Annotated in this window: 19 protein-coding genes; 9 read left to right on the top strand and 10 right to left on the bottom strand. The window is 70.6% G+C overall.

Going from position 1 to position 16,532, the window contains the following annotated elements; all coding sequences use genetic code 11:
* Positions 1 to 7: 7 nt before the first annotated feature.
* Positions 8 to 493 (top strand): methylated-DNA--[protein]-cysteine S-methyltransferase, encoded by a 486-nt coding sequence (locus OH768_RS10810; RefSeq protein ID WP_406452454.1) that lies wholly within the window; start codon positions 8 to 10, stop codon positions 491 to 493.
* A gap of 19 nt (positions 494 to 512) precedes the next feature.
* Here the strand turns inward: OH768_RS10810 and OH768_RS10805 are convergent, their stop codons facing one another.
* Together OH768_RS10805 and OH768_RS10800 are read right to left on the bottom strand one after the other, a co-directional pair.
* Positions 513 to 1,145 (bottom strand): response regulator, encoded by a 633-nt coding sequence (locus tag OH768_RS10805; RefSeq protein ID WP_406452452.1) that lies wholly within the window; start codon positions 1,143 to 1,145, stop codon positions 513 to 515.
* Positions 1,142 to 2,386, bottom strand: a complete 1,245-nt coding sequence (locus OH768_RS10800) for a sensor histidine kinase (RefSeq protein ID WP_406452450.1) — start codon at positions 2,384 to 2,386, stop codon at positions 1,142 to 1,144. The genes OH768_RS10805 and OH768_RS10800 overlap by 4 nt, the downstream gene beginning before the upstream one ends.
* 173 nt (positions 2,387 to 2,559) lie before the next feature.
* Between OH768_RS10800 and OH768_RS10795 the strand changes: the two genes are divergently transcribed.
* The 5 genes from OH768_RS10795 (at position 2,560) to OH768_RS10775 (ending at position 7,248) form a co-directional block, all read left to right on the top strand.
* Entirely contained in the window at positions 2,560 to 3,330 is a 771-nt protein-coding gene (locus OH768_RS10795; protein WP_406452448.1) for a class I SAM-dependent DNA methyltransferase, read from the top strand.
* Positions 3,331 to 3,629: 299 nt separating this feature from the next.
* Positions 3,630 to 4,268, top strand: coding sequence for a hypothetical protein (locus OH768_RS10790; protein WP_406452446.1), 639 nt, complete (start codon positions 3,630 to 3,632; stop codon positions 4,266 to 4,268).
* Positions 4,269 to 4,379: 111 nt separating this feature from the next.
* Positions 4,380 to 4,604: a ferredoxin gene (locus OH768_RS10785; protein ID WP_406465218.1), complete on the top strand. Its 225-nt coding sequence runs from the start codon at positions 4,380 to 4,382 to the stop codon at positions 4,602 to 4,604.
* Positions 4,561 to 5,985: an NAD(P)/FAD-dependent oxidoreductase gene (locus tag OH768_RS10780; RefSeq protein ID WP_406452444.1), complete on the top strand. Its 1,425-nt coding sequence runs from the start codon at positions 4,561 to 4,563 to the stop codon at positions 5,983 to 5,985. The genes OH768_RS10785 and OH768_RS10780 overlap by 44 nt, the downstream gene beginning before the upstream one ends.
* A gap of 24 nt (positions 5,986 to 6,009) precedes the next feature.
* Positions 6,010 to 7,248, top strand: a complete 1,239-nt coding sequence (locus OH768_RS10775; protein ID WP_406452442.1) for a cytochrome P450 — start codon at positions 6,010 to 6,012, stop codon at positions 7,246 to 7,248.
* Here the strand turns inward: OH768_RS10775 and OH768_RS10770 are convergent.
* The gene (locus tag OH768_RS10770) at positions 7,245 to 7,979 is read right to left on the bottom strand and encodes an SIR2 family NAD-dependent protein deacylase (protein WP_406452440.1); all 735 of its coding nucleotides are present in this window, start codon (positions 7,977 to 7,979) and stop codon (positions 7,245 to 7,247) included. The genes OH768_RS10775 and OH768_RS10770 overlap by 4 nt on opposite strands.
* Before the next feature lie 76 nt (positions 7,980 to 8,055).
* On the opposite strand from OH768_RS10770, the gene OH768_RS10765 reads away from it, so the two are divergent.
* On the top strand, positions 8,056 to 8,256 hold the full coding sequence (locus OH768_RS10765) for a DUF2191 domain-containing protein (RefSeq protein ID WP_406452438.1): 201 nt from the start codon (positions 8,056 to 8,058) through the stop codon (positions 8,254 to 8,256).
* Positions 8,257 to 8,278: 22 nt separating this feature from the next.
* Here OH768_RS10765 and OH768_RS10760 read toward each other — a convergent pair whose 3' ends face one another.
* Both OH768_RS10760 and OH768_RS10755 read right to left on the bottom strand, forming a co-directional pair.
* The gene (locus OH768_RS10760) at positions 8,279 to 8,776 is read right to left on the bottom strand and encodes an NUDIX domain-containing protein (RefSeq protein WP_406452436.1); all 498 of its coding nucleotides are present in this window, start codon (positions 8,774 to 8,776) and stop codon (positions 8,279 to 8,281) included.
* Positions 8,773 to 9,630, bottom strand: a complete 858-nt coding sequence (locus OH768_RS10755) for a helix-turn-helix transcriptional regulator (protein ID WP_406452434.1) — start codon at positions 9,628 to 9,630, stop codon at positions 8,773 to 8,775. Before OH768_RS10755 ends, OH768_RS10760 begins: the two co-directional genes overlap by 4 nt.
* A 101-nt stretch (positions 9,631 to 9,731) precedes the next feature.
* Between OH768_RS10755 and OH768_RS10750 the strand changes: the two genes are divergently transcribed.
* A complete protein-coding gene (locus OH768_RS10750; RefSeq protein ID WP_406452432.1) occupies positions 9,732 to 10,607 on the top strand; it encodes an SDR family NAD(P)-dependent oxidoreductase in 876 nt (291 codons plus the stop codon).
* 75 nt (positions 10,608 to 10,682) lie between these two features.
* Here the strand turns inward: OH768_RS10750 and OH768_RS10745 are convergent, their stop codons facing one another.
* Complete coding sequence (locus tag OH768_RS10745) at positions 10,683 to 11,756, bottom strand: ADP-ribosylglycohydrolase family protein (protein ID WP_406452430.1); 1,074 nt, start codon at positions 11,754 to 11,756, stop codon at positions 10,683 to 10,685.
* Between the two features lie 190 nt (positions 11,757 to 11,946).
* Between OH768_RS10745 and OH768_RS10740 the strand changes: the two genes are divergently transcribed.
* Positions 11,947 to 13,065: a glycerate kinase gene (locus OH768_RS10740; protein ID WP_406465216.1), complete on the top strand. Its 1,119-nt coding sequence runs from the start codon at positions 11,947 to 11,949 to the stop codon at positions 13,063 to 13,065.
* Positions 13,066 to 13,139: 74 nt separating this feature from the next.
* Here OH768_RS10740 and pssA read toward each other — a convergent pair whose 3' ends face one another.
* The 4 genes from pssA to OH768_RS10720 all read right to left on the bottom strand — a co-directional run bounded on the left by pssA (position 13,140) and on the right by OH768_RS10720 (position 16,530).
* Positions 13,140 to 13,961 carry a CDP-diacylglycerol--serine O-phosphatidyltransferase gene (gene pssA / locus OH768_RS10735; RefSeq protein WP_399117812.1) on the bottom strand — a complete coding sequence of 274 codons (822 nt, stop codon included), beginning with the start codon at positions 13,959 to 13,961 and terminating at the stop codon, positions 13,140 to 13,142.
* A 22-nt stretch (positions 13,962 to 13,983) separates the two neighbouring features.
* The gene (locus OH768_RS10730; RefSeq protein WP_406452428.1) at positions 13,984 to 14,640 is read right to left on the bottom strand and encodes a phosphatidylserine decarboxylase; all 657 of its coding nucleotides are present in this window, start codon (positions 14,638 to 14,640) and stop codon (positions 13,984 to 13,986) included.
* A gap of 169 nt (positions 14,641 to 14,809) precedes the next feature.
* Entirely contained in the window at positions 14,810 to 16,015 is a 1,206-nt protein-coding gene (locus OH768_RS10725; RefSeq protein WP_406452426.1) for an acyl-CoA dehydrogenase family protein, read from the bottom strand.
* Between the two features lie 2 nt (positions 16,016 to 16,017).
* Complete coding sequence (locus OH768_RS10720; RefSeq protein ID WP_406452424.1) at positions 16,018 to 16,530, bottom strand: MaoC family dehydratase; 513 nt, start codon at positions 16,528 to 16,530, stop codon at positions 16,018 to 16,020.
* Positions 16,531 to 16,532: the final 2 nt, after the last annotated feature.

Raw genomic sequence — 16,532 nt, 5'->3', positions numbered from 1 at the left:
CGAGAGAATGAAACAGCACACCGTGACCGACAGCCCCTACGGCCCGCTGACCCTCGTCGCCGACGAAGACGGCGTCCTGTGCGGCCTCTACATGACCGACCAACGCCACCGTCCCCCGGAGGAGAACTTCGGCACCCCGGACGACACACCCTTCACCGAGGCGATCGCCCAACTACAGGCCTATTTCGCGGGCGAGCTGAAGGAGTTCACCCTCGAACTGCGCCTGCACGGAACCCCGTTCCAACGCACGGTCTGGGACCAGCTCCGCCGCATCCCCTACGGCGAGACCCGCTCCTACGGCGACCTCGCCGACGCCCTCGGCAGCCCGGGCGCCTCCCGCGCGGTCGGCCTCGCCAACGGCAAGAACCCCATCGGAATCATCGTCCCCTGCCACCGCGTCGTCGGCGCGAACGGCAGCCTCACAGGCTACGGCGGCGGCCTTGACCGCAAGCAGCGGCTGCTGGACTTCGAGAGCGGGGCGGCGCTCTTCTAGTGCCTCCAGTGCCGCGGTGTCATGACAGGAGCCGTCGCTCCTTGGCGACGGCCACCGCCCCGGCCCGCGTCTCCACGCCCAACTTGCCGTAGATCCGCCCGAGATGGGTCTTGACCGTCGCCTCGCTGATGAAGAGGGCCCGGGCGATGTCCCGGTTGCCCAGGCCGCGGGCCAGCTGGCCGAGGATCTCGCGCTCGCGCTCGGACAGGGCGGGGTGCGGGTTGCGCATCCGGGCCATGAGGCGGTCGGCCACCGGCGCCGAGAGTGCCGTACGACCGGATGCGGCGCTGTGGATCGCCGTGAACAGTTCCTCGGGGCGTTCGGCCTTGAGGAGATACCCCGTGGCGCCGGCCTCGACGGCGCGGGTGATGTCGGCGTCCGTGTCGAACATGGTGAGGACGAGAACACGAGGGCCCTCACCGGCGGTCAGTTTTCCGATGGCCGTCACTCCGTCCATGCCGTCGCCGAGTTGGAGGTCCATCAGCACCACGTCGGGACGGACCCGGGCGGCCAGGGCGAGGGCCTCCTCGCCGCTGCCAGCCTCACCGACCACCTCGATGCCGTCGGCGCTGGACAACAGCGCCCGCAGCCCGGCGCGTACGACGGCGTGGTCGTCGCACAGCAGCAGACGTACGGGTAGGGGTGTGTTCACGGGACGAGCTCCTCGTGGGGATCACGGACGACGGGCACGGCGACCGAGACGACCGTGCCCTCACCGGGGGTTGATTCCACGTTCAGCGTGCCGCCCGACTGCCGGGCCCGGATCCGCATCGCGGGCAGTCCGTGGCCGCGCGCCCGGTCGGGCGCGGAGGCCGGGGGAGAGGCGACGTCGAAACCGCGGCCGTTGTCGGCGACGTCAAGGGAGATCTGGTCGTCGAGGCAGGTCAGGGTCAATGCGGCCCGGGTCGCGGCAGCGTGCTCGCGCACGTTGGCCAACGCGCCCTGGGCGATGCGCAACAGCACCGCCGCGGTCCGCTCGGGCAGCGGGCCCGGATCGCCGTCGAGCCGGAACTCCACCGTCAGGCCCGGACCGCTCTCCCGCTCGGCGAGCGCGCCGAGCGCCGCGGGCAGGGAGTGCTCGACGAGGTCGGCCGGTGCCAGGTCGTGGACGAACCGGCGCGCCTCGGCGAGGGCGCGGGAGGTGATCTCGGCGGCCTTGAGCACGTGCCCGTGGGCCGCTTCCGGGTCCGTCCGCCACATCCGCTCGGCGGCCTGCAGCAGCATCTGCTGGCTGGAGAGGCCCTGCGCGACGGTGTCGTGGATCTCCGTGGCCAGCCGCTGCCGTTCCGCCAGGACGCCGGCCCGCCGTTCGGTGGCCGCGAGGTCGCGGCGGGTGCGGACCAGGTCGTCGATCAGGACGCGCTGCCGGGCCGCCTGCCGCTGCAACTGCACCAGCACGGCGGTGGCGACCGCCGCGAGAGCCGGCGGGGCGACGACCATGTTGGGGTTGAGCGTGCCGTCGGCCACCCGTATCTCGGAGGCGACGACGAGCGCGGTGAGTACGGTCGCCAGCGGTACCGCGAACCGCGCCGGCAGCGCGTACAGGCCGCCGAACAGCAGGGGCATCGCGCACCAGGTGGCACTCGGCGCGAGGGCGAGCAGCACGGTCCAGACCGCGGACACCGAGGCCAGCCAGGCGAGATGACGCGCGGTGGGCCCGGAACCCGGGCGGGGCGCAGGGGCCAGGAACTGCCCGAGGACGTACAGCAGACAGAAGACCGCGTAGAGCGCCAGGACCCAGCCGGTGCGCGCTCCGCCCTGGTCGCGGGTCAGGAAGCGTACGAACGAGGAGCCGAGCAGCAGGAAGAACGCGGCGTGCACCACCGCGGGCAACAGCCGCTCGTGCGGACCGACGTGTCCCGTCCTTCGTCTCCGTTGTTCCGTGTGTCCCATCCTCCGTGTCTAACGCGACGGACGGGACGGCGCATCAACCGATCGGCTGACATCCGGATCACCCGAACCGCCCCCGGATCAGCGCCCCTTGACCGAGCCGGACACCCCGCCGCCGCACCGAGGCTGGCATCAACACCCGCCACCCACCTCGGAGATCGGACGGCGACGACCTCGTGCCCACCAAGAACCTCACCGCCAACCGTGCCGCCCTCGGCCACCGCATCGCCTACGCCCTGCGCCACCCCGACCGCGTCCCCCGCCACCTCGCCCGTGCCACCCGGGACGCCTGGCTGCGCCACCGCCACCCGGACCACGTCTCCTACTACCGCGCCGTGATGCGCTCCGACACCCAAGCCGACCCGGACGCGGCGGTCGGCAGCGCCAGCCGCGAACGCTGGCTGGCCCTGGGCGCGATGCAGTTCGACTACCTCCTCGGCCACGGACTGCGCCCCGAGCACCGCATGCTGGAGATCGGCTGCGGAAACCTGCGCGGCGGCTGGCGCTTCATCCGCCACCTCGACGCCGGGCACTACTACGGCATCGACATCTCGCCCGACATCCTGGCCGCCGCGCAGGACACGATCGTCGAGATGGGCCTGCAGAAACGGCTCCCCGTCCTCACCCCCGTGCACGACCTGACCCTGCGCTTCCTGCCCGACGCGCACTTCGACGTCGTCCACGCGCACAGCGTGTTCTCGCACTCCCCCCTCCCGGTCATCGAGGAATGCCTCGCCAACGTCGGCCGCATCCTGGCACCGGGCGGCTGGTTCGACTTCACCTTCGACCGTACGGAGGGCGAGGAACACCACGTGCTGCGCGAGGACTTCTACTACCGCACCGAGACCCTCGTCGCGCTGGCCGCCCGACACGGCCTGAAGGCCCACTTCATGGAGGACTGGGAACAACTCCCGCACGGCCAGTCCAAACTCCGCGTCACCCGCTGAGCCGTCCTCCCCGGCCTCGGGATCCTTCCGCCACAGCCCGTTTGGGCCGCGACAGTCAGGAATTCCGGAGTCGCAAGGCACCGGCGGATGTGACACCGGCTCACGTCGCTCGAGCACCGGAGCGGAACGAGAGGCACGGACAGGTACAGCCGGCTCATCGTCAGCGGCGGTCCGAATCCAACCAGTGGCCAATGGCCCGTATGGCGCATCGCCGTCATTATCCCGAGTGACCCCGGTGGCGCGTGTCCCTGGATCGCTGGTGTCTGTACTGAGGAGGACCAGCCGGAAAGCGGGAGACCATGGAGCGAAAGCAAGAGCGCCTCGCGACACCCGGGGCCGCCGGGGTGGCCGGGGTGGTGTTCGCGGTACTGATGGCCGCAGCGATCGTCCTGATGCGCATCGCTCTGCCCGACGGCGCCGGCGGAGACGACGCAACCGTCGAGGCCGGAGAGCGGAGTGCCGTGCGGACGGCGCTGGCGCTGATCCCGTTCGCCGGGATCGCCTTCCTGTGGTTCATGGGCGCCCTGCGCGAGCAGGCCGGCGAGGGCGAGGACCAGTTCTTCTCCACCGTGTTTCTGGGCAGCGGCCTGGTCTTCGTCGCCACCCTGTTCGGCGCTGCCGCGGCGGCCGGAACCGTGCTCGACGAGAGTCAGCAGCACCCTCCTTTCGGCCGGCACTTCGCCTACGCCCTGCTGACCACGTACGCGATGCGGATGGCGGCGGTGTTCATCATCACGACCTCGACCATCGGCCGCCGACACGGAGCCCTCCCGCGCCCGCTCGTCGCCCTCGGCTACCTGGCGGGTCTTACGCTGCTCGTGGTGGGAGCGAACGTGCCCTGGTCCGAACTGGTCTTCCCGGCCTGGGCGTTGCTCCTCAGCCTGAACATCCTGCGGGGTCGGCGTCCCGCCCGGCCACGGCCGGCCACATCGACCTGAGCCGACCGCACCGCTCACCCGAACGGCCTCCTTCTGGTCGCCGTATCCCGTCCGGCCACCGAGGGTGGTCGCAGGGGGCCGACCGGGCCGTTGGAGAGGACCGATCCCGTGGTGAGGATTGCCGTCGACCTGAACCGCTGCCAGGGGTATGCGCAGTGCGCGTTCCTCGCGCCCGAGATCTTCGCCATGCACGGTGAGGAGGCGCTGTTGTACGACCCGGAGGCCGACGAGACACAGCGCGCGAAGCTGGCCCAGGCCACCGCGGCCTGCCCGGTCCAGGCCATCCTGGTCGATGCGGTGGACGTACCGGCCGAGGCGGTGTCCGGTGCTCGGTGACGGATCCCTGGAACGGCTCAAACGCGAGGGCCGCATCGTCGTCGTAGGCGCCTCGCTGGCCGGCCTGCGCGCTGCCGAAACCCTGCGGGCCGAGGGCTTCGCGGGCTCCCTGACCATGATCGGCGACGAGCCTCACGAGCCGTACGACCGGCCCCCGCTCTCCAAACAGGTGCTGCTGGGCAGGGCGGCCGCGGACCGCACCGCGCTGCCCAGGCTCCGATCGGTCGATGCGACCTGGCGGCTGGGTGTCCCGGCCACCGGCCTGGACATGGCCGCAAGGCGGGTGCGGCTGGCCGACGGCGACGAGGTGCCGTACGACCGGCTGCTGATCGCCACCGGGGTCCGGGCGCGACCCTGGCCGCGCGAGGCCGAGGCGGAACTCGACGGAGTCTTCGTCCTGCGGACCCGCGACGACAGCGCCGCGCTCGCGCGGCGGCTCGAGGCGGGACCCGAGCGGGTCCTCGTCATCGGGGCCGGGTTCACCGGCTCGGAGATCGCCTCCGCCTGCCGCGAAGGCGGCCTTGCCGTCACCGTCGTCGAGCGCGGCGCGGCGCCCCTGGTCGGCGCTCTCGGCGGGGTGGTCGGCGCGGTCGCCGCCGAGATGCAGCGCGAGCACGGTGTGGACCTGCGGTGCGGGGTCATGGTGACCGCTCTGGAGGGCGATGCCTCGGGACGGGTGCGCGCCGCGCATCTGTCCGACGGCTCCACCGTGGAGACCGACGTGGTGATCGTCTCGCTCGGCGCCACCCGCAACACCGAATGGCTCGCCGGATCCGGACTCGGGGCAGGCCCCCGCGGCATCGCCTGCGACGCCGGCTGCCGTGCCTTCGACATCCGCGGAATCGTCACCGACGACATCTATGCGGCGGGCGACGTCGCACGCTGCCCGCACCCCCTGTTCGGCTACCAGTTCCTGTCCCTGGAGCACTGGGGCAACGCCGTCACCCAGGCCCGGATCGCGGCGCACAACATGCTCAGCGAGAGCGCCGACCGCACCCCCCACATGGAGGTGCCGGCCTTCTGGTCCTCGCAGTTCGGAGTGAACATCAAGTCGGTCGGGGTGCCGTCACTGGGGACGGAGATCCTCATCTCGCAGGGATCGCTCAGGGATCACCGGTTCGTCGGTGTCTACGGGTACCAGGGCCGCGTCATCGGCGCGGTGACCTTCGACCACGGCCGGTGGCTGCCGTTCTACCAGGAGCTGATCGAGACCACCGCGCCGTTCCCGCCGCCGTTCCCCACGGTCGACCGGCGCTCGGACGGACAGCGGCCGCTCGACGCCGACTTCCCCGACCCTTCGGTCCCCACCCACGGCCCCACCGTGACCCTCGGCGGATACTCGCCGACCGACCGCCGTATGACGTTCACCCCCGCGCACTGACCCGTACGGCCACGAGGACTCGCCATGACGCAATCCTTGCTGCACCAGATCCTGGACTACGCCAACCGCGCCAACCCTTACCCGCTCTACGAACAGCTGCGGAAGACGCCGGTACACCACGAAGCCGGCGGGCCGTACGTCATCGGCACCTACCACGAGATCCGCAGCCTTCTGCACGATCCCCGGATCAGCTCCGACGCCCGCAATCTGGCCTCGACCGCCCGTGACCCGCTGGCCGACCCGGCCCAGGAGGAGAGCGCCCTGCCGCCCGGTTTCCTGAAGCTCGACCCGCCGGAACACGACCGGTTGCGACGCATGACGAACCGGCCCTTCGGCCCGCCGCACTCCCCGTACCGTGTCGACGGTATGCGCGGAGAGCTCCACGACATCGTCTCCGGCCTCATCGACGGCATCGGCGACCCGGGCGGCCGGATCGACCTGGTGGAGCAGTTCTCGTACCCCTTCCCGGTGACCGTGATCTGCCGGCTGCTCGGGGTGCCGCGCGAGGACGAGGCGCGCTTCCACACCTGGGCGGACACGCTCGCAGCGAGCCTGGACCCCTCCCCGGGCGCGGATCCCACCGAGCGGGGCAAGGGCGCCCACGACGCCCGTATGCAGTTGGGCATGTACCTGGCCGACCTGATCGAGGAGCGCCGCAAGAAGCCCGGCGAGGACATGCTCTCCCAGCTGGCGACGGCCAAGGGTGAGGACGGCGCGATGACGACGATGGAGCTGCTCAGCACCGCGGCACTGCTCTTGATCGCGGGCCACGAGACCACCGTCAACCTCATCACCAACGGAATGCTGACCCTGCTGCGCCATCCCGACGTCCTGCAACGGCTGCGCTCGGATCCGCAGCTGGCCGTGCCCATCGTCGAGGAGCTGCTGCGCTTCGAGCCGCCGGTGCAACTGGTGCCACAGCGCACCACCCTCGCCGACATCGAGGTCCACGGCGTCACCATCCCCAAGGGCGCCTCCCTCTGGCTGGTTCTGGCGTCCGGCAACCGCGACCCCCAGCGCTTCGAGGACCCGGACCGCTTCGACCCGGACCGTCGGGACATCCAGCACCTCGGCCTGGGCAGCGGCATCCACAGCTGCTTCGGCGCACCACTCGCCCGGCTGGAGGCCCAGCTCGCCCTGTCGGAACTGGCCCGGAGGCTGGAAAACCCACGCCTGCTGGAGGACCCGCCCCCGTACCGGCAGAACGCCGTGCTGCGCGGTCCGAGGCATCTGCCCATCTCGTGCGAGGGCATCCGCCCTTAGGGGTGCGTCATGCCGAGTCGGCGCAGCAGCGTCGGCAGCGCGGTGCCGATGGGTTCCCGGATGACTTCGTCGGCCAGTTCGTCGTACGGCGTCGCCTCGGCGTTGACGATGACGAGCCGCGCGCCATGATCGGCGGCGACACCGGCGAGCCCGGCGGCGGGCTGCACCTGGAGACTGCTCCCCACGGCGACGAACACCTGACACGCCTTGGTGATCGCGACGGCCTCACCGAGCACCACCGGATCGAGCCGCTCGCCGAACATCACGGTCGCCGACTTGAGGATCCCTCCGCACTCCAGGCAGGGCGGATCGTCCTCCCCGGCCTCGACCCGGGCGAGGGCGTCCTCCATCGGCCCTCGCACAAGGCAGCCGGTGCACACGAACTCCCGTGCGGTGCCGTGCAGTTCGAGCACCTTGCGAGCGGGCATCCGGGCGAGCTGGTGCAGCCCGTCCACGTTCTGCGTGATGACCCTGACCGGAACCCCGGACCGCTCCAGCTCGGCCACGGCCCGATGCGCGGCGTTCGGCTCGGCCCGCAACGTGCGGTTCTCGCGCCGCATCTGCCACGACCGCCGCCGGATCTCCGGGTCGCCCATGTAGTACTCGTAGGTCACGAGCTTCTCGGCCTCGGGATCCTTCCGCCACAGCCCGTTTGGGCCGCGATAGTCAGGAATTCCGGAGTCGGTGGAGATACCCGCCCCACTGAGAATGGCGACAAGAGGCTTGCTCATGCAGCCGAGGGTAGGTCGACGGGGTCCGGGCGGCGAGCGGATATCGAGGCCCGACACCGGGTGCTACCGTCCGCGCATGGCCAAGGTGACCGTCTCGCTCGACGCAGCGCTCGTCGTGGAAGTCATGGTGCTTGCGGGCGTGGGCAACCCGCAGGACGCCGTCGAACTCGTCGTCCGCGACTACATCGAGCGCGGCCACCGTACGGAGGCCAGGGCCGAGGCACGCGACGACGCGCTGCGCGAGGTGGACGCGAAACCCCGCGACGTCGAGGGCTGAGCCCTGACCCGGGTGACCGGAGTCAGCCGGCCCGCCGCCCGTTCTCCAGCTCCGCCGTCCCCGACCCCTCCGCCAGTACGTCGAGCCCGACCAGGACCCGGAGCCCCAGTGACCCCGGCAGGTACTCGGTGAGTTCGGCGCGAGGGACGAGGCGCCAGGACAGCAGTTCCTCCTCCTGGAGCCGGATCGACTTGAGGTCGTTCGCGGTGAGGACTCCGCCGTCGTAGAGGTAGGCCACCAGCGGCGGGTACTCCGGTCCGTGGTAGATCCAGTCGACGGCGAGCAGTTGCCCGAGTTCGACGTCGAGGCCGATCTCCTCCAGCGTCTCGCGGCGCGCGCCCTGGCGCGGTGTCTCGCCGTCGTCCGACTCGATGGTGCCGCCCGGAAGGGCCCAGCCCTCACGGTAGTTGGGCTCGACGAGCAGGACGTTGCCCTCGGTGTCGCGGAAGAGCGCGGCGGCCCCGGCGAGGATGCGGGGGAGGCCGGCAAGGTACGTGGCGAAGTCTGGCGTGGTGGTCATTCAGGAAGGGTAACCAGCCCGCGCAGCCGTCTCTCCGACTCGCTGCCCGGCTCCGGGAAGTGACAGATCAGGCTCAGCCAGGGCGCCTCCTGCACCGCGAGCCGCACGAACGACACCTCGATGTCACCCGCGACGGGGTGGCGGTAGCGGCGCACGGACGAGCGGAACTCCACCACGTCGTGCGCCTCCCACAGACGCGCGAAGTGCGGGCTGGTGGTGGTCAGTTCGTCGATCAGCTCGGCGAACCGCGGATTGTCCAGCTCGTACGCAGCCTGTTGACGCAGCAGACCCGCCATCCACTCCGTCTCCGCCTCCCACTCGGGCATCAGGGCACGGATACCCGGTTCCCTGAACAGCAGCCAGGCGCTGTTGAGTTCGCGGCGCGGCCGGTCGCGGAGGGCGGGACCGAGGATGGCTTCCTGCGCCCGGTTCCAGGCGAGGACGTCGAAGCAGCGGTCGATGACGAAGGCGGGGTTCGGCATCAGCGTGTCCATGAACGCGCGGACGGCGTCCGGTACTTGGAGAGACCGCTCGGCGGGTTCGGGGGCGGGTCGGCCCGCGAGCCGGAACAGGTGCGCGCGTTCCACGTCGTCCAACTGCAACGCGCGGGTCAGGGCCAGCAGGATCTGCGGGGAGACGTTGATGTCGCGGCCCTGCTCCAGCCAGGTGTACCAGGTGAGGCTCACGCCGGAGAGCAGCGAGACCACCTCGCGGCGCAGGCCCGGGGTGCGGCGTCGGCCACCCGCGGGCAGCCCCGTCTCCGCCGGATCGGCACGCTCACGGCGGGACCGCAGGAAGGCTGCGAGGGCCTTGCGGCCGTGATCCGCGGATTCTGGTGGTGGTGTCGCTGGCACCAGTTAATTCTGCACTCTTCAAGTGGGCGGCGGCCCGGCGCAGGGTGAGAGGGACACCGGACTCCACGGTGTTCTGAACTCCCTTGTGAAAGGCGGCCCTTGTGGCTGAGCTTCCCCTGTCCACTCCTCGCACCGTCCTGGTCACCGGCGCCACCGGCGGCGTCGGCTCCGCCGTGGCGCGCGCCCTGCACACCGCCGGCTGGACCGTGTACGCCGCCCACCGCCGCCCCGAGGACGCGGACGCGCTGCGGGACGCCTGCTTCACCCCCGTCCGGCTCGAACTGACCGACGAGGACTCCGTGTTCGCCGCGGCCGAGCAGGTCGGGCCGCGACTCGACGGACTCGTGAACAGCGCCGCGATCATGGGCCAGGGCCCCGTCGAACTGACGCCCGTCGAGGCGTGGCGCCGCCAGTTCGAGATCAACGTGATCGGTCAGACGACCGTGATCCGCGCCTTCCTGCCCGCGCTACGGGCGTCCGGCGGCCGGATCGTCAACGTCGGCGCCGTCTCGGCCCGCGTTCCACCGCCGTTCTTCGGCCCGATCGCCGCCTCCAAGGCCGCGCTCGCCGCGCTCACCCACTCCCTGCGCGCGGAACTCCGCCACCAGGGCGTCAAGGTCACCCTCGTCGAACCCGGCGCCATGGACACCCCGATCTTCGCGACGGCGGACAAGGCGAGCGCGGAGCTGGGCTGGGCCGGTTCACCGGCGACGCGGCAGCACTACGCCCGCGCCCTGGACGCCGTACGAGCGACAGCCGCCCGCCAGCCGCTCGGCCCGGTCACCCCGGCCGTCGACGCCGTCGTACGCGCCCTGACCGCTCGCCGCCCCGCCACCCTCATCACCACCGGCCGCGACGGTCGCGTCCTCGCCCTGCTGCGGTTCCTGCCGGACGGAATGCGGGACCGGCTGGTGCTGCGGGCGTTCGGCGTGACGGCGGAGACGTCCGACGACATGGCCCTTACGGAGCTGTCCTGAGCCCGTCGACGAACCACGCCTGGCCGGGGAAGCCGTCCTCGACTGCGCCCGGAGCCTGATCGCGCAGGGCGCCGTCTAGGCGTCGGCCCCCGCCAACTGCACCGTCCGCTCCGCCAGTTCACTGATCCGCACCCCGTCGAAGCCGAACACCGCACTGCGTACGGTGTCCTCCAGCGGGTCCTTCCACTGGCCCGGGATCGCGTCCGCGCCGGTCAGTACCCCGGCGACCGAACCGGCGGTCGCGCCGTTCGAGTCGGTGTCCAGGCCGCCGCGCACGGTGAGCGTGATGGTGCGGGTGAAGTCGCCGTCGCCGTACAGGAGTCCGGCCGTCAGGACCGCCGCGTTCGGGATCGTGTGGATCCAGCCGAGCCCCGCCGTCTCCTCGGACAGGGTGGTGAGCGTGTCCTCCCAGGTCATCCGGGTCTCGTGCAGCGTGAGCACCCGGCGCACGGTGCGTGCAAGGCGGCAGCCCGGCGGGATCACGGTCAGCGCCGTGTCCAGCGCGTGCCGCACGGTCGGCGCGGCGAACGCCGCCGAGATCAGCGCGGCGGCCCACATCGAGCCGTAGACACCGTTCCCTGTATGGGACAACACGGCGTCCCTGCGCGCCAGTTGGGCCGCGCGGCGCGGGGCGCCCGGGCTGGTCCAGCCGTAGATGTCGGCGCGGATCAGGGCGCCGATCCACTCCTGGTACGGGTTGTCGTGCGTGGCCGTCAGCGGCGGTTTGAATCCGTTCGCGAGGTTGCGGTAGGCGGCGCGCTCGGCCGTGTAGGTCTGGAGGTACGGGAGCCGCAGCAGCCACAGTTCGCCGACCTGCTCGGTGCTGAAGCCGAAGCCGTGGGTCTCCAGTAGGTCGAGGCCGAGGATGGCGTAGTCGACGTCGTCGTCACGGCAGCTGCCGTGGATGCGGCCGCGCACGCACCGCTGCCACTCGGGGCGCAGCTCGAAGCCGTCGTGCTCGCCGGCCGGCTCGGGCAGGTAGTCGGTCAGCGGCAGGGCGGCGGCCCGCCGGAGGTAGCGGTCGATGCGGTCGCGCGTCCACAGGTCGCCCTGCTCGACCGGCTTGCCGAGCATGTTGCCCGCGATCCGGCCCAGCCAGCCCCCGAGGATGCGGTCCGCGAGCGCTGGCTCAGTGCCCACAGGGGTCATACCTCCGGTGTACCCGATATCCGGGCCCGGCAGTGGCACAGGGGGCGCTCAGCCCGGTTCCAGCGTCCGGCCCGGCATGACGGCGGGGGCGTCCTCCGGTTAAGGTCGCAACGGCGCGACTGGCCCTGAGGGGCCCGTAGAGCAAGGGGATCGCAAGGTGGCGGACGCTGCACAGAGGGGCACCCACAGGGTGCTCATCGCCGCGGACAAGTTCAAGGGGTCGCTGACGGCCGTGCAGGTCGCCGAGCGGGTGACGGCCGGGCTGCGCCGGGTCGTACCCGATCTGGAGGTCGCGGCCATGCCGGTCGCCGACGGCGGCGACGGCACGGTGGACGCGGCCGTCGCGGCCGGGTTCGAACGGCGGGAGATCCGGGTCGCCGGACCCCTCGGCGACGAGGTCACCGCGGCCTTCGCGGTACGCGGCGACACGGCCGTCGTGGAGATGGCCGAGGCCAGCGGGCTGCAACGCCTGCCCAAGGGCGTCTTCGCCCCGCTCACCTCCTCGACGTACGGCTCCGGCGAACTGCTGCGCGCCGCCCTCGACGCGGGCGCCCGGACGATCGTGTTCGGCGTCGGCGGCAGCGCCACCACGGACGGTGGCGCGGGCATGCTCTCGGCGCTCGGCGCACGCTTCCTGGACGCGGACGGCGAACCGGTGCCCCCGGGCGGCGGCGGCCTGAGCGAGCTGGCCTCGGCCGACCTCTCCGGCCTCGACCCGCGCCTCGCCTCCGTCGCCCTCGTCCTCGCCAGCGACGTCGACAACCCGCTCACCGGCCCCACGGGCGCCGCCGCGGTCTACGGCCCCCAGAAGGGCGCCGCACCGGACGACGTGGACGCCCTCGACGCGGCCCTCGGCCACTACGCGAAGATCCTGGAGGAGACGACCGGCGCCAGGGCCGCCGAGTACGCCGTCGCACCCGGCGCAGGCGCCGCCGGCGGCATCGGCTACGGCGCGCTCCTCCTCGGCGCCCGCTTCCGCCCCGGCATCGAGGTCATGCTCGACGTCCTCGGCTTCGCCTCCGCCCTGGAGGGCGCCACCCTCGTCATCACCGGCGAGGGCTCCCTCGACGAACAGACCCTGCACGGCAAGGCCCCGGCCGGTGTCGCAGCGGCGGCCCGCGCGGAGGGCAAGGAGGTCGTCGCCGTCTGCGGTCGCCTTGCCCTGCCCCCGCAGGCCCTGGGCCATGCGGGCATCCGCCGCGCCTACCCGCTGACGTCCGTCGAACCGGACGTCGTGAAGTGCATCGCCGACGCCGGACCGATCCTGGAGCGGGTGGCGGAGAACATCGCGCGGGACTTCCTGGTCTGAGCCCGATTCCCTCAAGGAACGCCGAAGGGCCCGAGCCAAGTGGCTCGGGCCCTTCGTTTCGTCTGCTACGACCGCTACGGCAGCTGTGCGGCTCGCGCCTCACGCCGGTTGCCGCGGAAGGTGTTCACCCGGCGGGCCGTCGCGAACAGCGGGATCACCGCGCCCATGACCAGCTGGAGCGCGCAGCCCGTCTGCAGGAGCAGCTGGCCGCTCGGGGCGTCGAACGCCCAGGCCGCCAGCAGGCCCATCGACAGGACGATCCAGGCGAGCATCGCCACCGCGAGGCGACCGCGCGGCTTCGGGTACTCGACCCGGCTCACCATCAGCCAGGCGGTGCCCAGGATCGCCATGAGCGTCGCCACGAAGGGCAGCTCGAGGAGCACGATCGAGACCACCGTCAGTGCACCGAACGGGGAGGGCATGCCCTGGAACATGCCGTTCGGCGGGGTCACACACGAGAAGCGGGCGAGTCTCAGCACCACCGCAAGCAGCACCACGATCGCGCCGACCGCGGCCACTCTCTGGTGCGCGTCGTCCGCGACCATGCCGTAGACGAGGACGAAGTACGCCGGTGCGAGGCCGAAGCTGATCAGGTCCGACAGGTTGTCCAGCTCCGCGCCCATGGGGGAGGAGCGCAGCTTGCGGGCGACGAGGCCGTCGAAGAGGTCGAAGACCGCCGCGCACAGCATCAGGATGACCGCGGTGGCCGCGCTGTGGCGGGCCATGCCGGTCGACTCGTCGTTGCCCGTCAGGTGCGGGATCAGGATGCCGGTGGTGGTGAAGTACACCGCCATGAAGCCGCAGGTGGCGTTGCCGAGAGTGAGGGTGTCCGCTATTGAGAGGCGGAGAGAAAGAGGCATCTCCTCCTCGTCGTCCACCTCGTCGGCCTCGGGCACCCAGCCCGCCTGGGTCTCCGGATCAACCACGGTCAATGCGAGTCACCCCAGCCATCGTCTTCTGACCGACCTCCAGGTCCACCTCGACACCCTCGGGGAGGTAGATGTCGACGCGCGAACCGAAGCGGATCAGTCCGATGCGCTCGCCCTGCTCGACCTTCGTGCCCTGCGGAACGTAGGGGACGATGCGGCGGGCGACGGCGCCGGCGATCTGGATCATCTCGATGTCACCGAGCTCGGTGTCGAAGTGCCAGACGACCCGCTCGTTGTTCTCGCTCTCCTTGTTGAACGCGGGAACGAAACCGCCCGGGATGTGCTCGACCGAAGTCACCGTGCCGGAGAGCGGCGCGCGGTTGACGTGGACGTTCAGCGGGCTCATGAAGATGGCGACGCGGGTGCGACCGTCCTTCCACGGCATGATGCTCTGCACCACACCGTCGGCGGGCGAGATGACCCGGCCCTGGGTGATCTCGCGCTCGGGGTCGCGGAAGAACCACAGCATGCCCGCCGCGAGCGCGGTGGCGGGTACGGCCACGGCCTTGGCGGCGCCGGACTTGCGCGCACGTACCAGGCTGAGGGCTGCGGTGGCGACGGTCGGCAGGAGCCACGGCGATGCTCCGCGCGCGAGGCGTACGCCTGCCAGGCTGTCGCGTGGTGCAGAGGTTTGGCTGTGGGGCATGGATGACCTTCGTAGCGGATGATGCCGCACTGTAACGGGGGACGGCGGCTTTCCCGGGATCGTACCGGTCGTGGGCCACAACTGGCTAAGCCGGTAAGTCGAGTCGGCGGCCGAAGAGCGTTGACGGGGTGTGATCTTCTTCTCGAATAAAACACCCCGAAACGAACAATCAGCCCTGGAATCGATACTCTTCGAGCAACCTGCGCCCGATGATCATTTTCTGGATTTCGGCGGTACCTTCGCCGATCAACAGCATCGGCGCCTCGCGGTAGAGGCGTTCGATCTCGTACTCCTTGGAGAAGCCGTACCCGCCGTGGATCCGAAAGGCGTCCTCCACGACCTCCTTGCAGTACTCGGAGGCGAGGTACTTCGCCATCCCTGCCTCAAGGTCGTTTCGTTCGCCGGAGTCCTTTTTGCGTGCAGCATTCACCATCATCGCATGGGCGGCCTCGACCTTGGTGGCCATCTCCGCCAGCTTGAACTGGATCGCCTGGTGCTGGGCGATCGGCTTCCCGAACGTGTGACGCTGCTGCGCGTAGGAGACGCCCAGTTCGAAGGCACGCTGAGCGACGCCACAGCCACGCGCCGCCACATTCACGCGGCCGACCTCGACTCCGTCCATCATTTGGTAAAAACCTCGGCCGGTCTCCCCGCCCAGCACTCGGTCGGCCGGAAGGCGCAGGCCATCCATGATCATCTCGGTGGTGTCGACGCCCTTGTAGCCCATCTTGTCGATCTTCCCGGGGATGGTGAGGCCGGGGCGGACCTCTCCGAAGCCGGGCTCCTTCTCGATCAGGAAGGTCGTCATCGACTTGTGGGGCGCGGTGCCCTCGGGGTGCCCTTCGTCACTGCGCACGAGTACGGCCACGAGCGACGACGTGCCGCCGTTCGTCAGCCACATCTTCTGGCCGTTCAGGACGTACTCGTCGCCGTCCCTGACCGCCTTCGACGTGATCGCCGAGACGTCCGAGCCGAGCGCCGGCTCCGACATCGAGAACGCGCCCCGGATGTCACCCGCCGCCATGCGCGGCAGGAAGTGGTCCTTCTGTTCCTGCGTGCCGTGCTGCTTGAGCATGTACGCCACGATGAAGTGCGTGTTGATGATCCCGGAGACCGACATCCACCCGCGCGCGATCTCCTCCACGCACAGGGCGTACGTCAGCAACGACTCGCCCAGACCGCCGTACTCCTCCGGGATCATCAGGCCGAACAGGCCCAGCTCCTTGAGCCCGTCGACGATCTGCTGCGGATACTCGTCGCGGTGTTCCAGCTCGGTGGCGACCGGGAGGATCTCCTTGTCCACGAAGTCGCGGACGGTGGACAGGATTTCCCGCTGGATGTCGGTGAGACCGGCGGTCTGGGCGAGTCGCGCCATGGCTACTTCTCCGTCTGCTTCAGCTCCGGGCGGCCGGGCTGCTCGCCGCCGCGCTCCTTGATGTACGTCTCGGTCGGCACCATCACCTTGCGGCGGAACACACAGACCAGCGTGCCGTCCTGCTTGTAGCCCTTGGTCTCGACATACACGATTCCGCGGTCGTTCTTCGACTTCGAGGGCGTCTTGTCGAGGACCGTCGTCTCGCCGTAGATCGTGTCCCCGTGGAACGTCGGCGCCACGTGCTTCAGCGACTCGACCTCCAGGTTCGCGATCGCCTTGCCCGACACGTCCGGCACCGACATGCCCAGCAGCAGCGAGTAGATGTAGTTGCCGACCACGACGTTCTTGCCGAAGTCCGTCGTGTTCTCGGCGTAGTTGGCGTCCAGGTGGAGCGGGTGGTGGTTCATCGTCAGGAGACAGAAGAGGTGGTCGTCGTACTCCGTGACCGTCTTCCCGGGCCAGTGCTTGTAGACCGCGCCGACCTCGAACTCCTCGTAGGTGCGTCCGAACTGCATGG

Origin of the sequence: Streptomyces sp. NBC_01622 (genome assembly GCF_045209635.1) — a bacterium.
Classification (GTDB): Bacteria; Actinomycetota; Actinomycetes; order Streptomycetales; family Streptomycetaceae; genus Streptomyces.
This window is presented reverse-complemented; position numbering and strand designations above follow the sequence as displayed.